The sequence below is a fragment of the Streptomyces sp. CAU 1734 genome (genome assembly GCF_039888735.1).
Classification (GTDB): Bacteria; Actinomycetota; Actinomycetes; order Streptomycetales; family Streptomycetaceae; genus Streptomyces.
Genome location: NZ_JBDQQP010000003.1, coordinates 228,907 through 250,230, shown reverse-complemented (window position 1 = coordinate 250,230; position 21,324 = coordinate 228,907). Strand labels below are relative to the sequence as shown.

Annotated in this window: 18 protein-coding genes; 12 read left to right on the top strand and 6 right to left on the bottom strand. The window is 73.4% G+C overall.

Features of this window, described 5'->3' with window-relative positions; translation table 11 throughout:
• Positions 1–71: 71 nt before the first annotated feature.
• The 4 genes from AAFN69_RS07255 to AAFN69_RS07240 form a co-directional block, all read right to left on the bottom strand.
• Positions 72–647, bottom strand: coding sequence for an ester cyclase (locus tag AAFN69_RS07255; protein WP_347727479.1), 576 nt, complete (start codon positions 645–647; stop codon positions 72–74).
• 208 nt (positions 648–855) lie between these two features.
• Positions 856–1,395 (bottom strand): ester cyclase, encoded by a 540-nt coding sequence (locus AAFN69_RS07250; RefSeq protein WP_347727478.1) that lies wholly within the window; start codon positions 1,393–1,395, stop codon positions 856–858.
• A gap of 239 nt (positions 1,396–1,634) precedes the next feature.
• Entirely contained in the window at positions 1,635–3,215 is a 1,581-nt protein-coding gene (locus AAFN69_RS07245) for an MFS transporter (protein WP_347727477.1), read from the bottom strand.
• Positions 3,216–3,474: 259 nt separating this feature from the next.
• Positions 3,475–4,089 carry a hypothetical protein gene (locus tag AAFN69_RS07240; RefSeq protein ID WP_347727476.1) on the bottom strand — a complete coding sequence of 205 codons (615 nt, stop codon included), beginning with the start codon at positions 4,087–4,089 and terminating at the stop codon, positions 3,475–3,477.
• A 238-nt stretch (positions 4,090–4,327) separates the two neighbouring features.
• Here AAFN69_RS07240 and AAFN69_RS07235 point away from each other — a divergent pair, with 238 nt between their 5' ends.
• A complete protein-coding gene (locus AAFN69_RS07235; protein WP_347727475.1) occupies positions 4,328–4,981 on the top strand; it encodes a TetR/AcrR family transcriptional regulator in 654 nt (217 codons plus the stop codon).
• 257 nt (positions 4,982–5,238) lie between these two features.
• Here the strand turns inward: AAFN69_RS07235 and AAFN69_RS07230 are convergent, their stop codons facing one another.
• The gene (locus AAFN69_RS07230; protein WP_347727474.1) at positions 5,239–6,684 is read right to left on the bottom strand and encodes a glyceraldehyde-3-phosphate dehydrogenase; all 1,446 of its coding nucleotides are present in this window, start codon (positions 6,682–6,684) and stop codon (positions 5,239–5,241) included.
• Positions 6,685–6,908: 224 nt separating this feature from the next.
• Positions 6,909–7,781, bottom strand: a complete 873-nt coding sequence (locus AAFN69_RS07225; RefSeq protein ID WP_347727473.1) for a polysaccharide deacetylase family protein — start codon at positions 7,779–7,781, stop codon at positions 6,909–6,911.
• A 98-nt stretch (positions 7,782–7,879) separates the two neighbouring features.
• Here AAFN69_RS07225 and AAFN69_RS07220 point away from each other — a divergent pair, with 98 nt between their 5' ends.
• The 11 genes from AAFN69_RS07220 to AAFN69_RS07170 all read left to right on the top strand — a co-directional run bounded on the left by AAFN69_RS07220 (position 7,880) and on the right by AAFN69_RS07170 (position 21,306).
• Positions 7,880–8,311, top strand: coding sequence for a MerR family transcriptional regulator (locus tag AAFN69_RS07220; protein WP_347727472.1), 432 nt, complete (start codon positions 7,880–7,882; stop codon positions 8,309–8,311).
• Positions 8,312–9,047: 736 nt separating this feature from the next.
• Positions 9,048–10,205 (top strand): hypothetical protein, encoded by a 1,158-nt coding sequence (locus AAFN69_RS07215; protein WP_347727695.1) that lies wholly within the window; start codon positions 9,048–9,050, stop codon positions 10,203–10,205.
• 258 nt (positions 10,206–10,463) lie between these two features.
• Positions 10,464–11,225, top strand: coding sequence for a PIG-L family deacetylase (locus AAFN69_RS07210; RefSeq protein ID WP_347727471.1), 762 nt, complete (start codon positions 10,464–10,466; stop codon positions 11,223–11,225).
• Positions 11,219–12,031, top strand: coding sequence for an ABC transporter ATP-binding protein (locus tag AAFN69_RS07205; protein WP_347727470.1), 813 nt, complete (start codon positions 11,219–11,221; stop codon positions 12,029–12,031). Before AAFN69_RS07210 ends, AAFN69_RS07205 begins: the two co-directional genes overlap by 7 nt.
• A complete protein-coding gene (locus AAFN69_RS07200; RefSeq protein WP_347727469.1) occupies positions 12,028–12,939 on the top strand; it encodes an ABC transporter permease in 912 nt (303 codons plus the stop codon). The genes AAFN69_RS07205 and AAFN69_RS07200 overlap by 4 nt, the downstream gene beginning before the upstream one ends.
• A gap of 55 nt (positions 12,940–12,994) precedes the next feature.
• Positions 12,995–13,492: a GNAT family N-acetyltransferase gene (locus AAFN69_RS07195; RefSeq protein WP_347727468.1), complete on the top strand. Its 498-nt coding sequence runs from the start codon at positions 12,995–12,997 to the stop codon at positions 13,490–13,492.
• 11 nt (positions 13,493–13,503) lie between these two features.
• Positions 13,504–13,998, top strand: a complete 495-nt coding sequence (locus AAFN69_RS07190) for an AAA family ATPase (protein ID WP_347727467.1) — start codon at positions 13,504–13,506, stop codon at positions 13,996–13,998.
• A gap of 394 nt (positions 13,999–14,392) precedes the next feature.
• Complete coding sequence (locus AAFN69_RS07185; protein ID WP_347727466.1) at positions 14,393–14,590, top strand: thiazolylpeptide-type bacteriocin; 198 nt, start codon at positions 14,393–14,395, stop codon at positions 14,588–14,590.
• 233 nt (positions 14,591–14,823) lie between these two features.
• Positions 14,824–17,409 carry a lantibiotic dehydratase gene (locus AAFN69_RS07180; protein WP_347727465.1) on the top strand — a complete coding sequence of 862 codons (2,586 nt, stop codon included), beginning with the start codon at positions 14,824–14,826 and terminating at the stop codon, positions 17,407–17,409.
• Positions 17,410–17,494: 85 nt separating this feature from the next.
• Positions 17,495–19,339, top strand: coding sequence for a hypothetical protein (locus tag AAFN69_RS07175; RefSeq protein ID WP_347727464.1), 1,845 nt, complete (start codon positions 17,495–17,497; stop codon positions 19,337–19,339).
• On the top strand, positions 19,336–21,306 hold the full coding sequence (locus AAFN69_RS07170; protein ID WP_347727463.1) for a TOMM precursor leader peptide-binding protein: 1,971 nt from the start codon (positions 19,336–19,338) through the stop codon (positions 21,304–21,306). The genes AAFN69_RS07175 and AAFN69_RS07170 overlap by 4 nt, the downstream gene beginning before the upstream one ends.
• Positions 21,307–21,324 lie beyond the last annotated feature (18 nt).

The window sequence follows — 21,324 nt, the reverse complement described above, 5'->3', positions numbered from 1 at the left end:
TGTCTCCCCCAGTGTTGTCGGCTGCGGTTCACTCATAGAGATCCGTGCCGCGCCGCTGGGATACACCCGAGTCAGTTCGAACCGCTCCCGGACCGCCGCGCCTTGCGCCTGAGCCAGGTGAACCGGATCGCGCTGGTGAAGGTGTGGGCGAAAATGCCGAGTGGTCCCGCGTCTTTCGGAGGTACGACGCCAAGGCTGCCGAGCATTCCCAGGAAGTCGGCCTCCTGGTGGAGCTCCAGCAGCTTGCCGTGCTCGTCCCAGCGTTCGAGGACCATTTCGTCGATGGAGACATACCGTCCGGTGGGCGGGATGCCGAGGAGCTCCCCGCTCTGGGTGCCGCTGAAGCGCAGCCGGGTGGCGACCCAGTCGCCGTCCTCGATGATCTCGAAGGTCTCCACGCGCAGATCCGGTTTGGCCCGCCAGATCTGCCCCATCAGCTCCATGAACTCCGCACTGCCCATGGGCGGGTGGCCGGCGAGGTGGTAGGTGCACTCGGGTGCGGCCATCTCGTCGAGGACGGTGGTGTCCTTGAGCCGCCAGCCGCGTTCCATCAGTTCGAGCGCCGATTCCCTGGAGCCGCGGCGGGGCGGGGCGGCGGCACCCGGTGCGGCGGTGTGGTCGGCGAGGGAGGGCCGGGCATCGGTCATGGGGTGGTCTTCTCCTCGATCGCGGAGGTTGCGGAGGTTGCGGATGACACGGCGGACGGGCAAGGCACGGAGGACGGGCGCGGGGTGAAGGGTGGGCGCGGGGTGAAGGGTGGGTGAGATGCGGAGAGGGCCGGTCGCGGGCCGGCCCGCTCCGGGCCGGTGCGGGGTGACGGCGCGCCGGGCGTACGGCACCGGGGGCCTCCGGTGCTCACCGGGCCGCCGCCCGCTCGCGCTTCGCCGCCTTCGCTTTCAGGACGCCGAACCTGGCCGCCAGCCGGAAGGTGTGGGCGATCCGGCCGAGCGGACCCGCCTCCTTCGGCGGCACCACCCCGAGCTGGTCGAGCACACCGAGATCGTCCGACTGCTGCCACAGCTCGGCGACCCGGCCGCCCTCGAAGCGCAGGATGGTCATCCCGGTGATCCGCAGCGGTGTCCCGGCCGGCGGAATGCCCAGATACTCCCCCTGCTGGGTGCCGGTGAGCACCGACCGCAGAAAGACCCGGTCGCCCTCCGCCAGCCGGTTGAGGATGCGCAGCCGGAGGTCGGGCAGCGCCCTGCGGAGCTCCGCGGCGGCTTCGGTGAGCTCGGCAGCACCGCGCACATCCGGATTGCCGGGTGAGTGGCCGACGAAGCCTGGAGTGACCAGGGCGTCGATGGGGCCGGGGTCGGGGTGGTTCCACAGCCGGTCCGCGAACCGGGTGGCCAGGTCCTTCACATCGGGTGCGGCGGATTGCTGCTGCTGGGGCATGACGTGCGTACCTCCATGGGACGGCTGGACGGAGTGGACGGGGCGCGGGTCCCGGCGGCGAACCGCCGGAACGGAACAGGCCGGCGTACGGGACGGATGAGACCGGTGTGCGGGACGGACGGTGACGGGCGCTCCGGGGCGCTGATCCGTGCCCCGCGATCGCACAGGGGCGGGCGAAGTGCCCCTGTGCCGTGTCCGCCATGGGCTCCGGGGCCGGAGGTGCGGCACCGGCGCGCCGGTCACTTGCGGGCTGCGACGACGGCACCCTCCGCGGGGAGTTTCTCCGCACCGGCGGCCCGGTGGCCGGTGGGTGAGCCGGTGTCGGGAGTGCGCGAGCGGCCGGGAAGCACCACAACGGCGATGACGACGCCGAGGGCGGTGGCCACGGCCGCGGCGAGCATCGAGCTCTGGAGACCGTCGGTGAACGCGTGATGTGCCGCGTCGAGGAGCCGGAGGCCGGGTTCGCCGCCGATCCGGGCGGCCACACCGCCGGCGGCGCCGACGGAATCCTCCGCCGCCGCGGCGGCACCGGCCGGGATCCCGTCCACCGCGGGCATGGAGTCGCGGTAGGTGGTGGAGAGCATGCTGCCGACGACGGCGATGCCCAGCGCACCGCCGACCTGCATGGAGGCGTCGGTGACCGCCGATCCGGCACCGGACTGCCCGGGCGGCGCGGCGGCCAGCATGGCATCGGCGGACGCGGGCATGGCCAGTCCCATGCCCAGCCCGAAGAGGGCGAGGCTCCACAGGATGCGCGGCTCGGAATCCACTCCCGCGCCCGCGGTGAGCACCAGGGCGGCGGTGATCAGGGTGAGCCCGGCCGCCACCACGGTCTTGAGGCCGATCCGCTGGACGAGCAGGGCGCTGAGCGGTGCCGCGATGATCATCGTGCCGATCGGCAGCAGCCGGAGCCCGGCGGCGAACGGCTGATGCGCCAGGACGAATTGGAGGTACTGGGTGAGAACGAAGAGCGAGCCGAACATGCCGAAGGCGATGGCCGTGATGGCCAGGGCGGATCCGGTGAAGCGGGACTCGCGCAGCAGCTCGGCGGTGAGCAGCGGGTGGGGTGTGCGGCGCTCCCAGAGGACGAACACGAGGAGCAGCAGAAGGCCGCCGGTGAGCGAGCCCACGGTGATGCGGTCGGTCCAGCCGTTGCGGGACGCCTCGACGAGACCGTAGACCAGGAGTCCGAGTCCGGCGGCGGAGAGCAGCGCGCCCATCACATCGAGCCCCGCATGCTTGCGGTTGCGTGATTCGGGGATCAGGATCGCGCCGCCGATGAGGGCCACGGCGACCACGGGCACATTGATGAGGAAGACCGATCCCCACCAGAAGTGGTCGAGCAGACTGCCGCCGACGAGGGGACCGAGCGGGACGCCGAGCGCGGCGGTGCCGGCCCAGATGCCGATGGCCTTGGCCTGTTCCTCGGCCGGGAAGACGTCCTTGATGATGGCGAGGGTGGCGGGCATGATCAGCGCGGCCCCGATGCCCAGGCCGATCCGCATCGCGATGAGGGTGGCCGAGTCGGTGGAGAACGCCGCCGCGACCGAGAAGCCCAGGAAGAGCACGAGGCCGGCGGTCAGCATGCGTTTGCGTCCCCAGCGGTCGCCCAGGCTGCCGCAGAGCAGCAGCAGCCCGGCGAAGGAGAGGACGTAGGAGTCGACGATCCACTGCATCTGGGTGGCGGTCGAGCCCAGGTCGGTCTGGATCTTGGGCAGGGCCAGATTGAGGATCAGATTGTCCAGGCCGATGAGGACCAGGCTCATGCACAGCACGGCGAGGATCCGCCAGCGGCGCCGGTGGATGGCGTCACGGTCCACGTTCGTCTCACTTTCGGTGGTTGGGTACCGCTTTCCACGGCGGACGGCAGGAGCCCTGTCGTCCGTACTGATCCGCGCGGCACGGGGCTGGATACAGGGGTACGGGCGGTACGTGCCCGGACACGGCGGCGCGAGCGGTCCGGCCGGGCCCGGCACGACGGGCCCGGAACACGCCGAACCCGAGGCACGGCACGGCACATCAGGTCAGGTCAGGTCAGGTCAGGTCAGGTCAGGTCGAGTCGAGTCGAGTCGAGTCGAATCAGGCCGCGGCCGGAGGGTCGGAACGGTCCGGCCCTCCGGACCGGTCCGACCGCTCGGCGCGGCGGCCCACGGCGGCCAGCAGATCCCGGCGGATCAGGCCGCTGAAGGGCTCGATGAGGAGCCAGTACGGCCGGAAGCGGCGGGCCGCCGCGCGGTCCGTGGCGTACACCCGCGTCTCGGTGCGGAACAGGGCTCCGGCGCCGTCGGGTTCGGGCCACAGGGCGTAGACGCCCTTGATGTACCCGGGGCGGTCGAAGGCGAGGAAGTCCCCGGGCGCGAGGCCGGTCAGCACCGCTTGGGAGAGCACCGGTTTCCAGGGCTGTCCGATCCAGCCGAGGATCAGCTCCCCGCCCGGCCGGTCCTCCAGCGGGATGAACCCCATCCGCGTCATGTCCATCGTGGCGCCGGCCGGGGCCGGGCGGGGCGCGGAGTCGCCCGCGAAGAGCCGCGAGGGCAGGGTGCGCATCGCGATCAGGGGGCGCATGACCCGCATTTCCCCGGCCGTCACCTCGCGCAGCGCGCGGGCGACCTCCCCGGGGGGCGCCGCCACCGCGCGGCTGTGGCGGGTGGCCCAGTGGCTCACCGGCAGCCAGGGTTCGATGCGGTCATTCATGATCCACCGCTCCCGGCGGGACGGAGCGCCCCTGTGCCCGGCGCCCGGCGGGGACCGGCCGGTGGGTGTGTCCGCCGGTGCGGGCGTGTCCGGTGCTGTCGGTCGGCCGCCATGGCTCCTCCTCGAACCTCGGCCCCGGAGCCGCCGTCGGCGGCCAGGGCGGATCGGGGGGACGCGTCCGCGCCCGCCCTCATTACGAGACTATAGTTCCGGAACTAGGGTCTCGTATACTGGCACCATGCCGAACTCGGGACAACAACTGGGCCGCCCCAGGGACGCTCAGATCGACCGGACCGTGCTCCGGGCCGCGCGCGAGCTCCTCGCCGAGGCCGGGTACGCCGGGGTGACCATGGACGCGACCGCCGCGCGCGCGGGTGTGGGCAAGGCCGCCATCTACCGCCGTTTCGGTTCCAAGGCGGAGCTGCTCTTCGCGGCTGCGGTGCACGGCATGGACATCGAGCCTCCGCCGGATTCCGGCTCGCTCCGCGGTGATCTGCACGCACTGGCGCGCATCATCGACCAGCGGCTCTCCAGCCCGGGGGCCCGCCAGGTGGCGCCTCCGCTGCTGGCCGAGATGGCCCGGGATCCCGCGCTGGCGGCCCGTTTCCGGGAGACCTTCATCGCCCGGGAGCAGCACGATCTCGCGGCGATCCTCGAACGAGCGGTGCGGCGGGGCGAGCTGCCCGGGGCCGTGGATCCCTCACTCGCCCATCTGCTGATCAGCGGGCCGCTCTTCATGGCCCTGCTCGCCTTCCAGCGGCCCGTGGACGACGGCCTCCTGCACGGCATCGCCTCGGTGATCGCGGCCGGGCTGATCGCGCGGGCCCATGAGGAGACGGGCCGGGAGAGCGGTGCGGCAGGCGGGGAGAGCCGGCCCGCGGGAGAGCGCTGACCCACCGCGCCGATCCGGAACGCGACACAGCGCTCAACGGGACTCGGGACAGCGAGCACCCGGCACCGGGCGCCGGGCGCCGGCCCGGAAAAACACCGGAGGCCGTACCGGAGCGATCCGGTACGGCCTCTGATGACCATGAGGGGTCGGCGGGTGTCCGCCCGCCCCGGGAAGGACCGGCGGGGCCCTCCGCCGGCCCGGCGCGGACAGCGCGTGATCGCGGGGGCGGCGCGGCTCCGTGCCGCCCCCGCGTGTGCTCAGACCGCCGGGGCCGGGTAGGTCGGGTACTCCACCCCGGAGACATGCTGGACGACACGGATGACCTGGCAGGAGTAGCCGAATTCGTTGTCGTACCAGAGGTAGAGGATGGCGTCGTCGCCCTCCACCTTGGTGGCGCCGGCGTCCACGATCGAGGCGTGGCGCGAGCCGATGAAGTCGCTGGACACCGCGTCGGGGGCGCTGGTGAAGTCGATCTGGCGCTTCAGCGGCGAGGTCAGCGACACATCGCGGAGGTGTTCGAGAACCTCCTCGCGGGTGGTCTCGCGGGCGAGCCGGAGGCTGAGGATCGCGATCGAGACATCCGGCACCGGCACCCGGATGGAGCTGCCGGTGATCCTGGCGTCGAGGTCGGGCAGCGCCTTGGCCACGGCGGAGGCGGCGCCGGTCTCGGTGATGACCATGTTGAGGGGCGCGGAGCGGCCTCGGCGGTCGGAGCTGTGGTAGTTGTCCAGCAGGTTCTGGTCATTGGTGAACGAGTGGACGGTCTCCACATGGCCGCGCAGCACGCCGAACTCGTCCGCCATCGCCTTCAGCGGCGGGACGATCGCGTTGGTGGTGCAGGAGGCGCAGGACAGGATCCGCTCGTCCGGCTTGATCATGTCGTGGTTGACACCGTGGACGACATTGGGGACGTCGCCCTTGCCGGGCGCGGTGAGGACGACCTTGTCGATACCGGGCCGGAGGTGCTTCGAGAGGCCCGCGCGGTCGCGCCACTTGCCGGTGTTGTCGATGAGGATGGCGTTCTTGATCCCGTACGCGGTGTAGTCCACCGCGGTCGGGTCGTCGGAGTAGATCACCTGGATCTCGTTGCCATTGGCGATGATCTTGTTGTTGGCCTCGTCGACCGTGATCGTGCCCTCGAACTGACCGTGGATGGAGTCGCGGCGCAGCAGTGAGGCGCGCTTGACGATGTCCTGGCCGGCGCCCTTGCGGACGACGATGGCGCGCAGTCGCAGGCCGTTGCCGGAACCGGCCTTCTCGATGAGGAGCCGGGCGAGGAGCCGGCCGATGCGGCCGAAGCCGTAGAGAACGACGTCGCGCGCCTCGCGGCGCTCGATCTTGTTGGCCCCGGTGGCGCCGGCGACGGCCTCGGCGGTGAATTCCGCCACCGAGAGTCCCCGGTCATTGGCCCGGTAGGTCGCGGCGAGCATGCCGAGGTCGATCTGGGACGGGCCGAGATCGAGCGTGGTGAGGGCCTGGAGGAACGGCATCGTCTCGGTGACCGAGAGTTCCTCACCGGCGATCTGCCGGGCGAATCGGTGGGTCTTGAGGATGCCGACCACCGATTCGTTCACGAGGGAACGGCTGTGCAGCAGGATCGTTACGTCCTGCTCCCGGTGCAGCTTCCCGATGACGGGGATCATCGACTCCGCGATTTCCTCGCGGTTCTTCCAATTGGTGAACGAGTCCTCGTTGACAGTCACAAGTCCATCTTTCGAGCTAGGCGGCGCTCATATGTTAACCCCTTGCTCTTTTGGTCATCCAGGTGGTGCCTTTCCGGAGCCCGAGTGTCGCCTCCACAGCCACACGGACCCCTTCAGACACAGCAGCAACAAGGCCCGATCATCCCCGCCGTCCCCCGGTCATCCTCTCGGCAGATCGGCCCGGGCGGCCGGGCCGCCCGGGCCGGTGAGAGCGGTCAGAGCGGTCAGAGCGGTTCCGGTGCGGTGGTCCGGGCGTAGTGGCCGGCGATCTCGTCGCTGGTCGTCAGCCATACGCCGGGATGGTGGGCGATGTACTCGAGCGCCTGGTCCAGATACTTGTGCCGGAAGGGCTGATTGATCACGAACGGATGCAGAACCAGTGACATGACCCGGCCGCTGTGGGCCGCGTCGGCGTGGAGCTGGTCCAGCTGGTCCTTGACCACACGTACGAAATCGGGCCCGCTGAGGCTCTTGCCGACGAACAGGCTGATGTCGTTGACCTCGATCGAGTACGGCACGCTCAGCATCCCCGGCACCTTCAGCCGGTAGGGCTGGTCGTCGTTGGCCCAGTCCAGGACGTACTCCAGCCCCAGTTCCGCGAGCAGGGCCGGCGTGTTGAAGGTCTCGGTCAGCGCCGGGCCGAGCCAGCCGCGCGGCCTGCTGCCGGTGGCCTCCTCAATGGCGGCGACCACATCGGCGAGGTAGGCGCGCTCCTCCTCGCGTGTCATGTGCGCCTGGAGTGTGGAGTTGTCCCGGCCGTGCGCCGCCCACACCCAGCCCCGCCGCCGGCCGGCCTCGATGATCTGCGGATAGTGCCGGGTGACATCGGAGTTGAGCATCACACTCGCACGGATCCGGTGCCGGTCCAGGCTCTCGATCAGCCGCCAGATGCCGACCCGGGGGCCGTAGTCGCGCCAGCCGTAGTTCAGCGGGTCCGGGGCCAGTTCCCTGGTGTCCGGAAAGATGCTCGTGGAGGGCCGGTCGATCCGGTAGTGCTCGACATTCACCGCGAGATAGAAGGCGACCCGGGCGCCGTCCGGCCAGTGGACGGGCCTCCGCTCGGGAAGGGGGCTGTAGTCGAAGAGTTGGTTCTCCATCAGAGCTCACCTCACAGCTGTTCCGGGCCGTGGTGGACCGGCGGACGGATATCGTCGAACCCTGACATCGATGTGAAGGTCAAGGAGAGGCGGAACGGGTGCGCATCGGAGAGCTTTCGGAACGCACGGGCGCGTCACGGCGGTTGCTGCGCTACTACGAGGAGCAGGGGCTGATCGCCGCCGACCGGTGCGCCAACGGATACCGGGCGTACGACGAGCGGTTCGTCGACCGGGTCCTCCAGATCAGGGGGCTGCTCGACGCCGGGCTGCCCACCCGGATCATCAAGCAGATCCTGCCCTGTCTCGACAAGCCCAGGACCATCTACTTCCCGGACGCCACAGCGGAGATGGTCGCCGTGCTGGAGCACGAGCGGGACCGGATGACCGAGCGCATCCGGTGCCTGACGCGCAATCGCGACGCGATCGGCGAGTATCTGACCGCGGTGCTGGAGTACGACCCGGCGGCCCCCGGGACCGCCGACGGCTCCGGATCCCCGGAACCCCCGGCACCGGCCGCCGCGAGCCACTGACGACGCATCGGTACGAGGGGGGCGGGGGCGGTGCCGCGGACACCGGCGGGCCGCCCGTCCGCGACGGCTGCGGCACACGCCGCGCGACCGCGACCGCTCCGGCTCCGGCTCCGGCTCCGGCTCCGGCTCCGGCGAGTGTCGTACGTGCACGACGGCACCGGCACCCGCCGGGCCGTCCCTCCGGCTCCGAGGCGACGCCCGCGAGCACCGCGCACCTCCACCCGCCACTGCCCCACCGCGGCCATCGCAGCCCGCCGCGGACCCCCGCCGCGGACCCTTCGAGCGGCGGAACCGGCCCGTGGCACGCCCCCGCCCCGCCCGCCGCCGGCCCCCGATCCGATGCCGTGAGGACCCGATGGCCGGATAGCGCCGCCGGGGCCAACCCCGGCGGCGCCCCGCCGGCGGCCGGATCCGGCACCGCCCGCGAGCGGCCCCGGCCGCCGCCCGGCCGGGCGCGGGCGTACGGTCCGCTCCGCTCTCCCCTTGCGACGGCGCGGCACCGCCGGGCCGCCCGCGCCCTCCCGCGCCGGGCGGCCGTTCTCCCCGCGGGGCGGTGACGGCGCACCCACCCGACAACCGCCCCGTCCGCCGCCCGAATTCGAATCTTCGGCGCGAAATCGCTCTGGAGTCCACGCACGGTAATGGTTAGGTTTCTTTCCGAATCCGCCGCCGTCAGGCGGTGGGTCGGCGCGTGGTGCTCAGCATGCTGGGTGCTCGGCATGCTGATGGGATGTCTGTGATCGATATCGTGGCGGTACTCAGAGCCGAGGACGCGGTTCTCGACTTCCTCTCCGTGCTCACCGACCCGGCGGGCCACGAGGTGCGTGTGCTGTGCGGTGACACCTCCGAGCAGGTGGTGCTCGCGGCGGGCGGCGGCACCGCCGAGCGGCTGGAAGCACTGGCGGGCAGTGTCCGGCCGTCGGACGCCTCGGCCGGTTCCCCCGGTCCGGGTGTGCTGGCCGAGCTGATCGACCGGGCCGCGGCCGGACGGCCCGCCCGGGTGTGGACCCACTCCCCCGCGGACAACCGGCGCAGCAGGGGGCGGCTCGGGCTGGACGCAGCCACCGCCGCGGCCGGCCTCGGGCTGCCCGTACAGCATGCCGTCGGCTACTCGCCCTACCTCCAGTTCATCGCCGACTCGCACCGTCCGCTCGACCGCGCGCTGGTGGGCGCCAAGCTCGACTTCGCCAACCGGCACTGCCGCCCGCTGCTGCGGGACGAGGACCCGGAGTATCTGGTGGACACCGCGCGCGTCCCCTCCCTGGAGCGCTGGTTCACCGCCGGTGACGGCGAACGGCGCAGGCTCTTCGCCCTGCTGGCGAGCCTCGGCGAGGAGGCCGCGTCGGTGGAGGACCCGTGGGAGTTCGCCGACTCCCCGTACGAGCGCGAGCGCCTGGACGCCACCACCGCGTGGATCGCCGACTGGGTCAGGGCCGAGGACGGCCCGCTGATCGAGGTCGGTGCCTGCGAGGGCGCGCTCACCACCAGGCTGACGGGCAAGGGGTTCCGGGTCGAGGCCACCGAGCCCAATCCGCTCTTCCGCGAGCGGCTCGCCGAGCGGGCGGGGACGGGTGTCCGGGTCCACCCCGGCGACCTGGCGGCGCTGACGGCGGAACCCCGGCTGCCCGGTGCCGCGTATCTCCTCATCGAGATGCTCTACTACGGCCAGGATCTCGACCTGCTGAACGATCTGGCGACCGATCTCGTCTTCGTCGCCCTGGAGCCGTCGTCCGTCGCCGGCCGGCTGCGTCCCTGGCTGAACGCCTCCACGACCTGGGCACAGGCCGGTGAGACGCGGCTGGTGGGGGCGTCCCTGGAGGCCGTCTGCGGCGGCCGGGCCTACTTGAGCAAACGCGGCAGCACCGGCATCGTGCTCCGCCGCACCGGGAGCTGATCCACGGGGATTCCGCGCCGGCCGCGCCCGCCGGCCGCCCGCGGCCGTCCCGCTCCGTCACCGGCGGGCCGCACCGGTGTACCGCCCCGCGCGTACGCCGTCCCCGCAGGTCATTCCCGTACGCCGTCCCCGTACGCCATGGACCGGACAGCCGGCTCGCCCACAGCGGACCGGACACCCTCGGGATCCGGCCGCCCCGGGGCCGCGCGCTCCTCATGAACCACTCATGCCGCCCATACAAGACATCCCGAGGACTCCATGCCGCACACCGCACCGACTCCCTGGCGCACCGTCGTGCTCTCCCCGCACTTCGATGACGCCGCGCTCTCCCTGGCAGGGCTGATCCCCGGACTCCCCGGTCCGGTCGCCGTCGTCACCGTGCACGGCGGCGCACCCGCCGCCGGTACCCCGGTCTCCTGGTGGGACAGTGTCTGCGGCTTCTCCTCAGCGGCCGAGGCCCACGCCTCCCGCCTCGCCGAGGACGCCGAGGCGTGTGCGCTCCTCGGCGCCGCGCAGATCGTGCTCGACCACCCCGACGGGCCCTACGCCGAGGGCGCCGAGCTCACCGGTCTGGACGACTTCCTGACCGAACTCGCACCCGGGACCCTCGTACTGGCGCCCCTCGGCAGCAACCAGGCCGACCATCTGGCGGTACGGCTGCGGGCCATGAGCGTCCTCGCCGGGCGCGGGGAGCCGCTGCCCCGGGTCTACGCCGATCTCCCCTACACCGGCCACCTTCCCGAGTGGGGCACGCCCGGCGCCTGCGAGGCCCTGGCCGAGAGCCCCGTGGTCGGTCCCGCCTACCAGGAACTGCTGCGCCGGTACCGTGCCGATGTCCGGTCCGAGCTGCGGCTGACGGACGAGCAGTGGGCCCTCAAGCGGTCGGCCGTCCAGCGCTACGGCTCACAGCTCGCCGCGCTCGCCGCCGACCACGGCCGTTTCCTCTCCCGGACGGGGCCCCTGAGCACCGAGCTGATCTGGTCCCTGGAAGCTCTCGCTCCGCTGGAGCGGACATGCTGACGCCCAAGCCGGCACCGGAACGGGACAGCGGCGGCGGGACCTCCCCGGCCGACCCCCGGCCAGTCGTCCTCTCGGCCCGCGGCCTGGTGAAGGAGTACCGCCGGGGCCGGGCCGTGGACGGTGTCGACCTCACCGTACGGGCGGGTGAGCGGCTGGGGCTGCTCGGCCCGAACGGCGCGGGCAAGACCACCACCCTGCTGATGTGTCTCGGCGCGGTCGAACCGGACGGCGGCAGGATCGAGATCCTCGGCCACCGGCTCCCCGCCGCCCGCGCCCAGGCGATGCAGTCGGTCGGTTTCGTCGCGGGGTATCTGCCGCTGCCCGACCGGATCAGGGTCCGGGAGTATCTGCGGCTCTACGCCGACCTGTACGGACTGCGCGACTCCGCCGAGGCGGTGGAGGCGGCGCTGGTCCGGTTCGGCATCGATCATCTGGCGTCGGCGATCGGCACCGAGCTCTCCAGCGGCCAGCGCACCCTGGTCGGCATCGCCAAGGCCGCGCTGCACCGGCCGAGGCTGATGATCCTGGACGAACCGACCGCGTCGCTCGACCCCGATATCGCGCTGCGGGTCCGCACCGGGCTGCTGGCGCTCTCCGACGAGCAGGGCACCGCCCTGCTGATCACCAGTCACGACATGCTGGAGGTCGAACGGCTCTGTGAGCGGGTGATGTTCCTGCACGGCGGCAAAGTCGCGGCCGACGGCGCTCCCGCCGAGGTCGCACAGCGCTACGGCCGGGCCGATCTCGAAGGTGTCTTCCTTCATCTGGCCGAGGACCGCGACCGGGGAAAGGCTTCCGCCCGATGAACACGGAGAGCACGGAGAGCACCACAAGCACCGAGGCCGCGGGCGGCGCCCCGGCGGCCGGCCTCCCGGCCGCGTACCCCGTCCACTCCCCCGTACGGGCCTCGGCCGGGCGGATCCTGGCCGTCGCCCGCCGCCACTGGCTGGTTCTCAAGCGCAGTCCGCACCGCTTCTTCGACGTCATGGTCTGGCCCGTCGTCGACACTCTGCTGTACGGCTCCATCGGCCTCTTCGCCGCCGAGGCCGCCGAGGCGGCGGGCGGCAAGCCCGGTGTGGGCGCCACCCTGGCCGTCTATCTGCTCAGCGGCACGGTGCTCTGGCACCTGGTCCACCAGACCCAGATCTCGCTGGCCACCGGATTCCTGGAGGAGACCTGGTCGCGCAATCTGCTGAGTCTGCTGGCCACACCGCTGCGGGAGTGGGAGTACCTCGCCGGGGTGGGGCTGTTCGCCCTGGTCCGTACGGCGATGAGCACTCTGGCGGTCGCCGGGCTGGCCTTCACCGCGTACTCCTTCGATGTGACCACCCTGGGGCTGGGGCTGATCCCGGTGGCCGCGCTGCTGCTGGTCTGCGGCTGGGCGGTGGCGCTGCTGGTCGTCGGTCTGGTGCTGCGGTTCGGCAGCGGGGCGGAGGCGCTGGCCTGGGGTGCGATGTCGGTGGTGATGCCGCTGTCCGGGGTCTTCTACCCGGTCTCCAATCTGCCGGCGGCGCTGCGCCCGATCGCCGAAGTACTCCCCACCACCCATGTGTTCGCGGCCGGGCGGGCGCTCAACAACGGCGGCGGCATGCCGTGGCGGGAGCTGGCGATCGCCGCCGGCGGGACGGCCGTGCTGCTGGTGGTGAGCCTGTGGGCTCTCGGCCGGATGCTGCGCACCTTCCGCAGGCGCGGTCTGGTGACCCGGTACTCCTGAGCGTGCCCACCTCATTCCGGTTGCCGGCGCCGCCGGCGGCGGGCACTGTCCTGACATGATCGAGTTGCGTGTACTGGGACCGGATGACTGGCGGGTGTGGCGGGAGCTGCGGCTGGCGGCGCTCGCCGAGGCGCCGTACGCCTTCGGCGCGACCCTGGCCGAATGGCAGGGGGAAGGCGACCGGGAGCAGCGCTGGCGGGCCCGCCTGGGCATTCCCGGGTCACACAATGTCGTGGCGGTTCTCGCGGACGGACCGGCCGGAATGGCCAGTGGTGTCCCGTCGGGGACCCCGGACACGGTGGAGCTGATCTCGATGTGGGTCAGCCCCGCCGTTCGGGGCCAGGGGGTGGGAGAGGCCCTGGTCGGGGAGGTCGAGCGGTGGGCCGCGCGGGGCCCGGCGAGCTCTGTGCGGCTGTCGGTGATGCGGGAGAACGGTCCTGCCGTCGCGCTGTACGAGCGGTCGGGCTTCAAGCGCACCGGACGGCACGGAGATCCGCCGCCCGCCGGCGCGGGCCGGGAGCTGGTCATGGTCAAGACGCTGTCCGCCGCGTGAGGGAGGAAGTCGTGTCCTCGACAGCCCGGCCGGTGCTGATTCTCGTGTGCGGGCTTCCCGGTTCGGGGAAGACGACGCTGGCCGGACACCTCGCGGATCGTGTTCCCGCCGTGCGTCTGTGCCCGGACGAGTGGATGACCGGCCTCGGCCTGGATCTCTTCGACGAGGCGGCACGAGACCGTCTGGAGCAAGTCCTGTCGAGTCACGCCATGGACCTGTTGAGGCTCGGGCAGAGCGTGATCCTGGAGTTCGGCTTCTGGGGGCGCGAGGAACGCGACGCCATGCGGCTGGCCGCGCGCGCCCTCGGCGCCGGGGTCGAATTGCACTCTCTCACGGCCTCTCTGGACGAGCTGTACCGACGAGTCGAGTCCAGGAGCGCGCACGGTACCCGGGGAACGGCCCCGGTCAGCCGCGCGATGCTGGAGGAGTGGGCCGAGCAGTTCGAGACACCTGACGAGGATGAACTCGGCCGCTTCGACCAGCCGCCGCCGGGCCGGGCGGTCTGACGGAGCCCCCCGCCCCGGATGGCCGGCCCCGCGCACCGCCCGCCAACGGGCCGGCCACCGAGGGGCGTCCGGGAGCGGTTTCAGGCCGTAAACCGTAATGATTGTCTCGCCCGCTCATTCGCGCGGCGCAAAACATTCGCCCCGGCGGAAGCCGGGCGGGCCGAATTGACGTCCGTCACCGCTGAGCGAACGGAACACCGCCGGAAATCCCCACTGCGCGCGCTTCCGGCCGTCGCGGGGACGGAGTTGTTTTCGGACGCCGGAGGCTCGCGAAGACGTCGGCAGTATGTCAAGTCCCGTTCCGGCCGCCGACTTTGGTCTTCACTCCTGTCCTAATCTGCAAAAGCGGTGCAAAGAAACCGTGCTGTTTCCTCTCACTCAACCGGGAGAACACATGACACTCCGCGATCTGGCCACCTCCTTCGACCTCAACGGACTGGACCTCGGTGACATCACCGTCACCTCGATGCGCGACACAGCGGGAACGGGTGAGTCCACCTATTCGCTGTCCTCGTCCTCCTCGACATCCTGCATGGGCTGTGCCAGTTGCCAGTGCAGTGTGCAGCAGCCCCTCATGAGCGAGCCCTCCTGACGCAGCCGCGGTGAGGGCTTCCGCGCCGCCTTCCCTCCACGCCCCGGCGGCCCGGAAGCCCCCCGCCACCACCCCCTTCTCCACCCTCCGCACGCCTCGTCGACTGGATCGAAGTGAAGCCGTCACTCCAGGAACAGTCACTCCGGAAACAGCCACTCCGGGAGGACCGGACGCCCGCGGCGCGGGCCGCCGGCTCGCGGAGCGCCCCCGTCCCCCGGCTGGCCGCCGGTGCGATGATCCGTACGACCCTGCTGGCGCTGCCCGCCGAGTCCGGCCCCGCCCGGTCCTTCCGGGCCGCGCTGGCGGAACTGACCTCGGTCGAGAGCCGGCTCACGGCGCTCGCTCCCGCCCTCGGTGACGCGCTGTACGCGAGCCGGGCGGGGCATGGGGAGGAGTTCCACCGGCAGGTGGTGCTGCCGCTGCGCCGCGCGGTGCACAACCACCGCGATCCGCGGCCCGCCGTCCTCGCGGCACTGGGTGATCTGCCCGGCCGGGTGCCCGGGTTGCGCGACTGGCTCGCCGCGCGGGGGCGGAGAGCCGAACTGCTCGGGGCCGCCGGGGCAGGATCCGAAGCCGCGCTCGCCGCCGGGCGGGCGGCGCTCGCCGGGATGTGCCGGGAGCCGGTGTTCGCCCGGGCCGTCTCCTTCACCAGCGCCGATCTGCTGCGGGCGGTGGTACGGGCGGGCGAGGGCCGGGACGACCGCAGGGCCCGCAAGGAGGAGGCGGGGGTGCTGCGGCATGCGATGCGCGCCTCGGCCCGGACGACCCCGCTCTCCTGGTTCACGGCCGTCGGCTGGGGTGAACTGCCGCCCGCGACGGCGGATTCCGGGCGGCCCGGGGCCCCCTGGAGCGGCGCGGAGCTGCCGCTCGACGCCGCCTCGGCGGTCGTCCGCACCAACCGGACCCTGGCGGACACACTGGCGGCGGCGCTGCTGGCGGACCCGGTCCGGCGGGCCGGGCTGCCCCACCGCATGTGCAGCAGCCTGCGGCTCTCGGACGGCCGGGCCGGGCTCGCGCGCTCCCGTACCGCCTTCGCCTCCGCGCGTTTCCTCGCCGTGGAGGACGACGAGGTCGCCCTCGCCGCGGCGGAGCCGCTGCGCCGGCTCGCCGCCCTGTGCGACCGGCCCGCCCGCCTCGACACGCTGGCCCGGGCGCTCGCAGGCCCCGGGGAGTCCGACGCGGCGGTCGCCTTCCTCCGCCGGCTGAGCGACGCCGGACTCCTCGTCCCCGTGGAGCCCTTCGATCCGCAGGACCCGGATCCGCTGCCCCGGCTGGCGCACTGGCTCCGGGAGTCCGCCGGTCTGCCCGGGGACCGTGAGATGGCCGGCCGGATCGAGGAGATCACGGCGGCCGGCCGGACCTTCGCCACGGCGGAGCCGGCCCGCCGCACCGCCGTGCTCACCGGCCTCCGGGAGCGCTGGGCCGCGCTGCTCGGCGATCTGGACCGCCCGGTGGGCGGCGAGACCGCCGGGCTCACCGTGCTGAGCGAGGATGTGGTGCTCCGGGAGCCGGTCCGGCTGGACGGCTTCCTCGGCGGCGCGGACCACACGGCGCTCGGCGAACTGGCCGCGCTGGCCGAACTGTTCGACCTGGGTCCGGTGATCCGGGACTGTGTGCGGGACCGTTTCGTCGCCCGCTACGGCCCCGGCGGAGTCTGCCCCCATGTCTGGGACTTCGGCACCGACGCCTGTGAGAGCTGGCAGGAGGCCGCCCGGCGCGCCAACTCCGGCGCGCTGTGGACACGGCCCGCCGGCCCCATGCCGGCGGACGGCGCCGGGCGGCTCGCGGCGCTCCGCGCCGAGCTGGTGGAGGCGGTGCACGGCGCGTACCCGGGCGGCGGCGCCGATGCCGTCCTGCCGGCCGGGCGGGTCGCCGAGATCCTCGGCCGGACACCGCCGGGAATGACCCGGCGCCCGGTGTCGTACTCCCTCTTCCTCCAGCGCGGGCACGGCGGTCTGCTCTGTGTGAACCATGTGTACGGCGGGTGGGGGCGTTTCAGCAGCCGGTTCCTGGCCGCCCTGCCCCCCGGGGCGGTACGGGGGACACGGGCCGCGGTGCTCGGGGCGCTCGCTCCCGGTGCGCGGGCCGCGCAGATCCGGCCCGTCAGCGGCTTCAACGCCAACCTGCATCCGCTCTTCGCGCCGGACGAGATCGGCCCCGACCGCTCGTACACCTCGCTCGCCGCCGATGATGTGGAGCTCTTCCACGATCCGCGCCACGACGAGGTGCGAGTCAGGCTGAAGGCGACCGGCGAGCCGATCGACGTGATCTACGCGGGCGTGTTCGCGCCCCTGCTGCTCCAGCCCCGGCTCGCGCCGCTGCTGACCGACCATCCGCACGGCATCACCGACTTCAGGATTCTGACGCCGCGCCGGGTCAGTGCCGTACCGGGCGGGGAGCTCGTGTACACGCCCCGGCTGCGCCACCGCCATCTGGTGCTGCGCCGGCGCCGCTGGCAGCTCTCGGGCGGCGGCGTGGCGGCGCTGCGGGCGGAGCTCGCGGCCGAGGGCGGCGTTCCGGTGGCGGCGGTGGCACGGTGGCGGGCGCTGCTCGGCGTACCCGACCAGGTCTATCTGCACGCCGCGCCGCCGTCGCGGGGCGACCGGGTCGCGGATGAGCTGCTGGACGCTCTCGACCGGCCCAGGCCGCAGTTCATCGACCTGGGCGACGCGCTCCATCTGCGCTGTCTGGGGAAGTGGCTCGCCCGGCACCCGCGCGGCGCGGTCCTGGAGGAGGCGCTGCCGGCCCCGGGCCCGGGCGGGACGGGCCCGGCGGTCGAGCTGGTGGTGGAGAGCCACCGGCCCGGACGGCCCGGGTGAGTGCCGGGCGGCTCCCGGCCCGCACCAGAGCCGGCGCGGGGACGAAGAGGAAGCCCAAGGGGAAGACGAATCGGAGGGGACACCCATGACCGACCGCCGGACCGCGCCCGAAACCCCCGCGCCCCGGGACGCGCTGGACTCCCTGGGGCAATGGCGGCTGCGTCCGGGGGTGTCGGCGACCGTGCTCCGGGACGGGGTGCATCTGCGGGGCTGGATCACCAGCGTCTCGCTGGAGGGCAATCCGGCGATCCCCGCGCTCTGGGAGCACCTGGCCGATGCCCTGGCCGGGGACGGCGGCACGGCCCTGGCGGGCGCGGCGCCCGCCGGTTCGCCGCTGCGCGCCGCCCTGGTGACCCTGATCGGCCGGCTCCACGACCATGATCTGCTGGTCGAGCGGTACGGGACCGACGGCACGCCCGGCGGGCTCGCGGGCCAGTGGCTCGACACGGCCGCCGGGCGGCCGGCCGAGGCGGCGGACCGGCTCGCCCGGGTCCGGACGCGGCTGCTCGCCGGCCGGCCGGACGGCGCGCTCGCCCGGGCCGCCGGGCGCGCGCTGCACCACAGCGGCACCCCGGCGGAGCCGGTGCGGGACACCGGTCTGCCCGCCGGCCGGATCATCCTGACCGCCGCGTCGACCGCCGGCGGCGAGGTGTTCGCGGTGGCCGCGGGGGTGTACGCGGGCGGCGGCTTCGTCACCCCCGTGGGCAGCCCCGGACAGGTGCGGGCGGACGCGGCGGCCCTGGCCGCGCGGCCGGCGCGGCGGGAGGCTCGCGACACCGGGGAACATCCGGCGGTGAGCGCGCTCGTGGCCGCCGCCGCGGCGCAGCGTCTGCTGTGCGCCGCCGCCGGGCTGAGTGATCCGTCCGCCGAGGCGGGCGGCGCCCGGCTGCTGCCGGAGCTGCCGGCGGTGCTGATCGCCGGGGAGCGGCCGCTGCGGGGCGAGTACCGGACCTGGCCGCGCCCCGCCCCGGCGGACGGCGGCCGGCCGGCGGCCGGTGCGGCTCCGCTCACCCTGGCCGACGCGCTGGCCCGGATTCCCGTGCTGGGCGACGGCGAGGTGGGCGTACTGGACGAGCCCTCCCCCGGTGCGCTGCCGCAGCTTCCCGTGCCCCTGGTCCGGTGCGCGGTGCCGGGTGGGGCCCTGTTCGCCGGGGCGGCGCGGGCGGACCTCGCCCGGCTGGAGGCGGTGTGCCGGGCCGCCGAACTGACCCTCGGCGGTGCGGATCTCGTCGTCGGGGTGAATCCGGAGCATGCGAGGGGCCGGGCGCTGCGGCGGGCCGCCGGCCGCCCGCACAGCGGCGGCCCGGGGGCACCGGAGCGTCCGGTGGTGTGGCGGCCGGACGGGGCGGTCCATCCGCAGGCGCGTCACTGGTGGTCCGTGCTGGTCCGGCGGCTCGGCGTGGCGGCGGAGGCGGCGGTGTTCCGCATCGGCGCGGACGACGGCGTGTTCCGGGCCGAGGTGCGCGGGCGTCCGGCGGCGGGCGGCCCGCCCCGGCTCCTCGGCACGGGTGTGGAGGCCACGGCGGACGACGCGGCGGCCTATGCCGCGCTCCGCGCGGTCGTCCGCGTCCAACTGCGCGCGCACGCACCGGACCTGCGGCATCTCGCACTGCCGAGCGGTGCGTCGGCCGTGCTCGCCGCGACGGCGGAGCCGGCTCCCTGGGAGGACGGGGGCTGGACGACGGCGTGGCTCGGCGAGACGGCCGGCCGGGAGAAGGGTCTGCGCGACGCGCTGGCCGAGGTGACCGGGGTGCGTCCGCGGCCCTGGGAGCCCGCCCGCGGCGCGCCCGCGCACCCGGTGTGGTCCGCGCTGCGGCAGTGCGGCTTCTCGGTACTGGCCATGGAGCCGGGCGGGTACGGTGCCGGCGGCGCGTCCGGCTCGCACCGCCACGATCCTGTGCGCACCGCCCTCGTGGAAGGACTCCGATGACCACCACCGGCCCGCTGCTGGACGCCCTGGCCGAACACCATCCCGTCGTGGTCGATGTGCCGGGCGCCCTGCGTCTCACCGGTGGCGGTGCCGTCGTGCTGCTCGACGAGTGGAGTCTCGGCACGGCGGCGGAGCTCTCCCGCCACGCGCTGCGGCATCCGGTGACGCTGGTCCCCGTCCGGGGGGACGGGGCGCTCACGGTGGTGGGGCCCGTGCTGCGGCCGGGTGCGCGGGGGTGTCTGTCGTGCAGCGAGTACCAGCGGCTGGCGACCATCGGCGGTCGGGTGCCCTGGCACAGCCGGCGGCTGCGGCTCGCGGGCCGGCCGTCGCCCGCCTTCCTCGACGCCGTCGGCGCACTGGCCGCTGATCTGCTCGCCGGCGCGGTGGACTCCCCCGAGGCGGAACCGGAGACGGAAGCGGAGGCGGAAGCGGAGACCGCAACCGGGTCCGACGCGGTCGTCCATGTCGTCCACAGCGGCCGGGCCACCTGGTCGACGCACGCCTTCCGGCCCGTGGGCGGCTGCGCTGTCTGTCTGCCGCTGCCCGCCGATGGAGCGGACGCCGCCGAAGCCGCCTTCGGCCCGGCCGCGCGGCGGCTGCCGGGCCCCCCGCCCGATCCCGCCTCGCTGCGCGAGCCCAACCCCCGGACGGAAACCGCCCGGCTGCGGTCGGAGCTGTTCGACGAGAGGTTCGGGCCGGTCAACCAGATTCTGCGGACCGAGGAGTCCGTCCACAATCTGACCAGCGCCTATGTCACCTTCGGCCGCCATGGGCGCGACGGCGGCTACGGGCGGAGTCTCGACTTCGACAGCAGTGAACGCGTCGCGCTCTTCGAGGCCGCCGAACGCCTCGCGTCGATGAGCCCCACCGGCCGGCGGACCGTGCTCCGCGCCCCGTACGCCGAGCTGGGTCCGGAGCGCGCGCTGGACCCGGTACGGCTGGGCCTGCCCGACCCCGTCCACCACGGACACCCCGCTTCCGGGACGGTTCCCTACACCCCGGAGCTGCCGCTGGAGTGGGTGCACGGCTGGTCCCTGACCCACGACCGCCCCCTGGCGGTACCCGAGCACGTCGCCTACTGGGACCCGAGCCCCGGCCGGCCCCGGGTGGTGTTCGAGTGCTCCAACGGCTGCGGTCTGGGCAACAGCCCCCAGGAGGCCGCGCTGTACGGGCTGTTCGAGGTCGCCGAGCGGGACGCCTTTCTGATGGCCTGGTACGCGCGCACCCCGCTGCGCCGTGTCACCCCGCCCGCCGACGATCCGGAAGTGGTCCATCTGACCGATCGCGCGGCACTCGCGGGCTACCGGGTCACCCTGTACGACGCCACCAATGACCTGGGCGTACCCGTGGTGATCGCGGTCGCCCTCCACCGTGACCCGCGGTCCCCGGCTCCACAGGCGTTCATCGCCGCGGGAGGGCACCATGATCCGCGTGCGGCCATCCGCTCGGCGGTCTCCGAGGTGGTGACCAATGTGGCCAACGCCGTGCACCGGCACCGTGCCGAACCGGAGCTGTACGACCGGCGGCGGCTGCTCGGTCTGCTCGCCCGGCCCGATCTGATCACCTCGCTCGCGGACCATGTGGCCGTGAACACGCTGCCCGAGGCGCGGTCCCGGCTGGACTTCCTGGACGACGGCGGTCCGGCGGCCGGTCCATGGGAGCTCTGGCCCGGCGCGCCCGAGCCGGTGCGGGATCTCACCGCGCTGCTGGAGCGGAAGGTGGCCGAACTGGCCGGGCTGGGGCTGGAGGTCGTGGTCGTCTCCCAGGACGAGCCCGGTGTCCGGGACCGGCTCGGGCTCCGCACCGTCAAGGTCGTGGTCCCCGGGTCGCTGCCGATGACCTTCGGCCATGTCAACCGCCGCACCCGTGGTCTGCCGCGGCTGCTCGAGGTGCCGTACCGGCTGGGCCGCGCGGAGCGGGTGCTGCGCCACGACGAACTCTCCCCGCACCCGCATCCGTTCCCCTGAGCCCGCCCGGGGCCGCTC

Coding starts and splice junctions, on each gene's coding strand:
- AAFN69_RS07255 (WP_347727479.1), bottom strand. CDS start 647: ATGACCGATGCCCGGCCCTCCCTCGCCGACCACACCGCCGCACCGGGT.
- AAFN69_RS07250 (WP_347727478.1), bottom strand. CDS start 1,395: ATGCCCCAGCAGCAGCAATCCGCCGCACCCGATGTGAAGGACCTGGCC.
- AAFN69_RS07240 (WP_347727476.1), bottom strand. CDS start 4,089: ATGAATGACCGCATCGAACCCTGGCTGCCGGTGAGCCACTGGGCCACC.
- AAFN69_RS07235 (WP_347727475.1), top strand. CDS start 4,328: ATGCCGAACTCGGGACAACAACTGGGCCGCCCCAGGGACGCTCAGATC.
- AAFN69_RS07225 (WP_347727473.1), bottom strand. CDS start 7,781: ATGGAGAACCAACTCTTCGACTACAGCCCCCTTCCCGAGCGGAGGCCC.
- AAFN69_RS07210 (WP_347727471.1), top strand. CDS start 10,464: ATGCCGCACACCGCACCGACTCCCTGGCGCACCGTCGTGCTCTCCCCG.
- AAFN69_RS07205 (WP_347727470.1), top strand. CDS start 11,219: ATGCTGACGCCCAAGCCGGCACCGGAACGGGACAGCGGCGGCGGGACC.
- AAFN69_RS07200 (WP_347727469.1), top strand. CDS start 12,028: ATGAACACGGAGAGCACGGAGAGCACCACAAGCACCGAGGCCGCGGGC.
- AAFN69_RS07195 (WP_347727468.1), top strand. CDS start 12,995: ATGATCGAGTTGCGTGTACTGGGACCGGATGACTGGCGGGTGTGGCGG.
- AAFN69_RS07185 (WP_347727466.1), top strand. CDS start 14,393: ATGACACTCCGCGATCTGGCCACCTCCTTCGACCTCAACGGACTGGAC.
- AAFN69_RS07180 (WP_347727465.1), top strand. CDS start 14,824: ATGATCCGTACGACCCTGCTGGCGCTGCCCGCCGAGTCCGGCCCCGCC.
- AAFN69_RS07175 (WP_347727464.1), top strand. CDS start 17,495: ATGACCGACCGCCGGACCGCGCCCGAAACCCCCGCGCCCCGGGACGCG.
- AAFN69_RS07170 (WP_347727463.1), top strand. CDS start 19,336: ATGACCACCACCGGCCCGCTGCTGGACGCCCTGGCCGAACACCATCCC.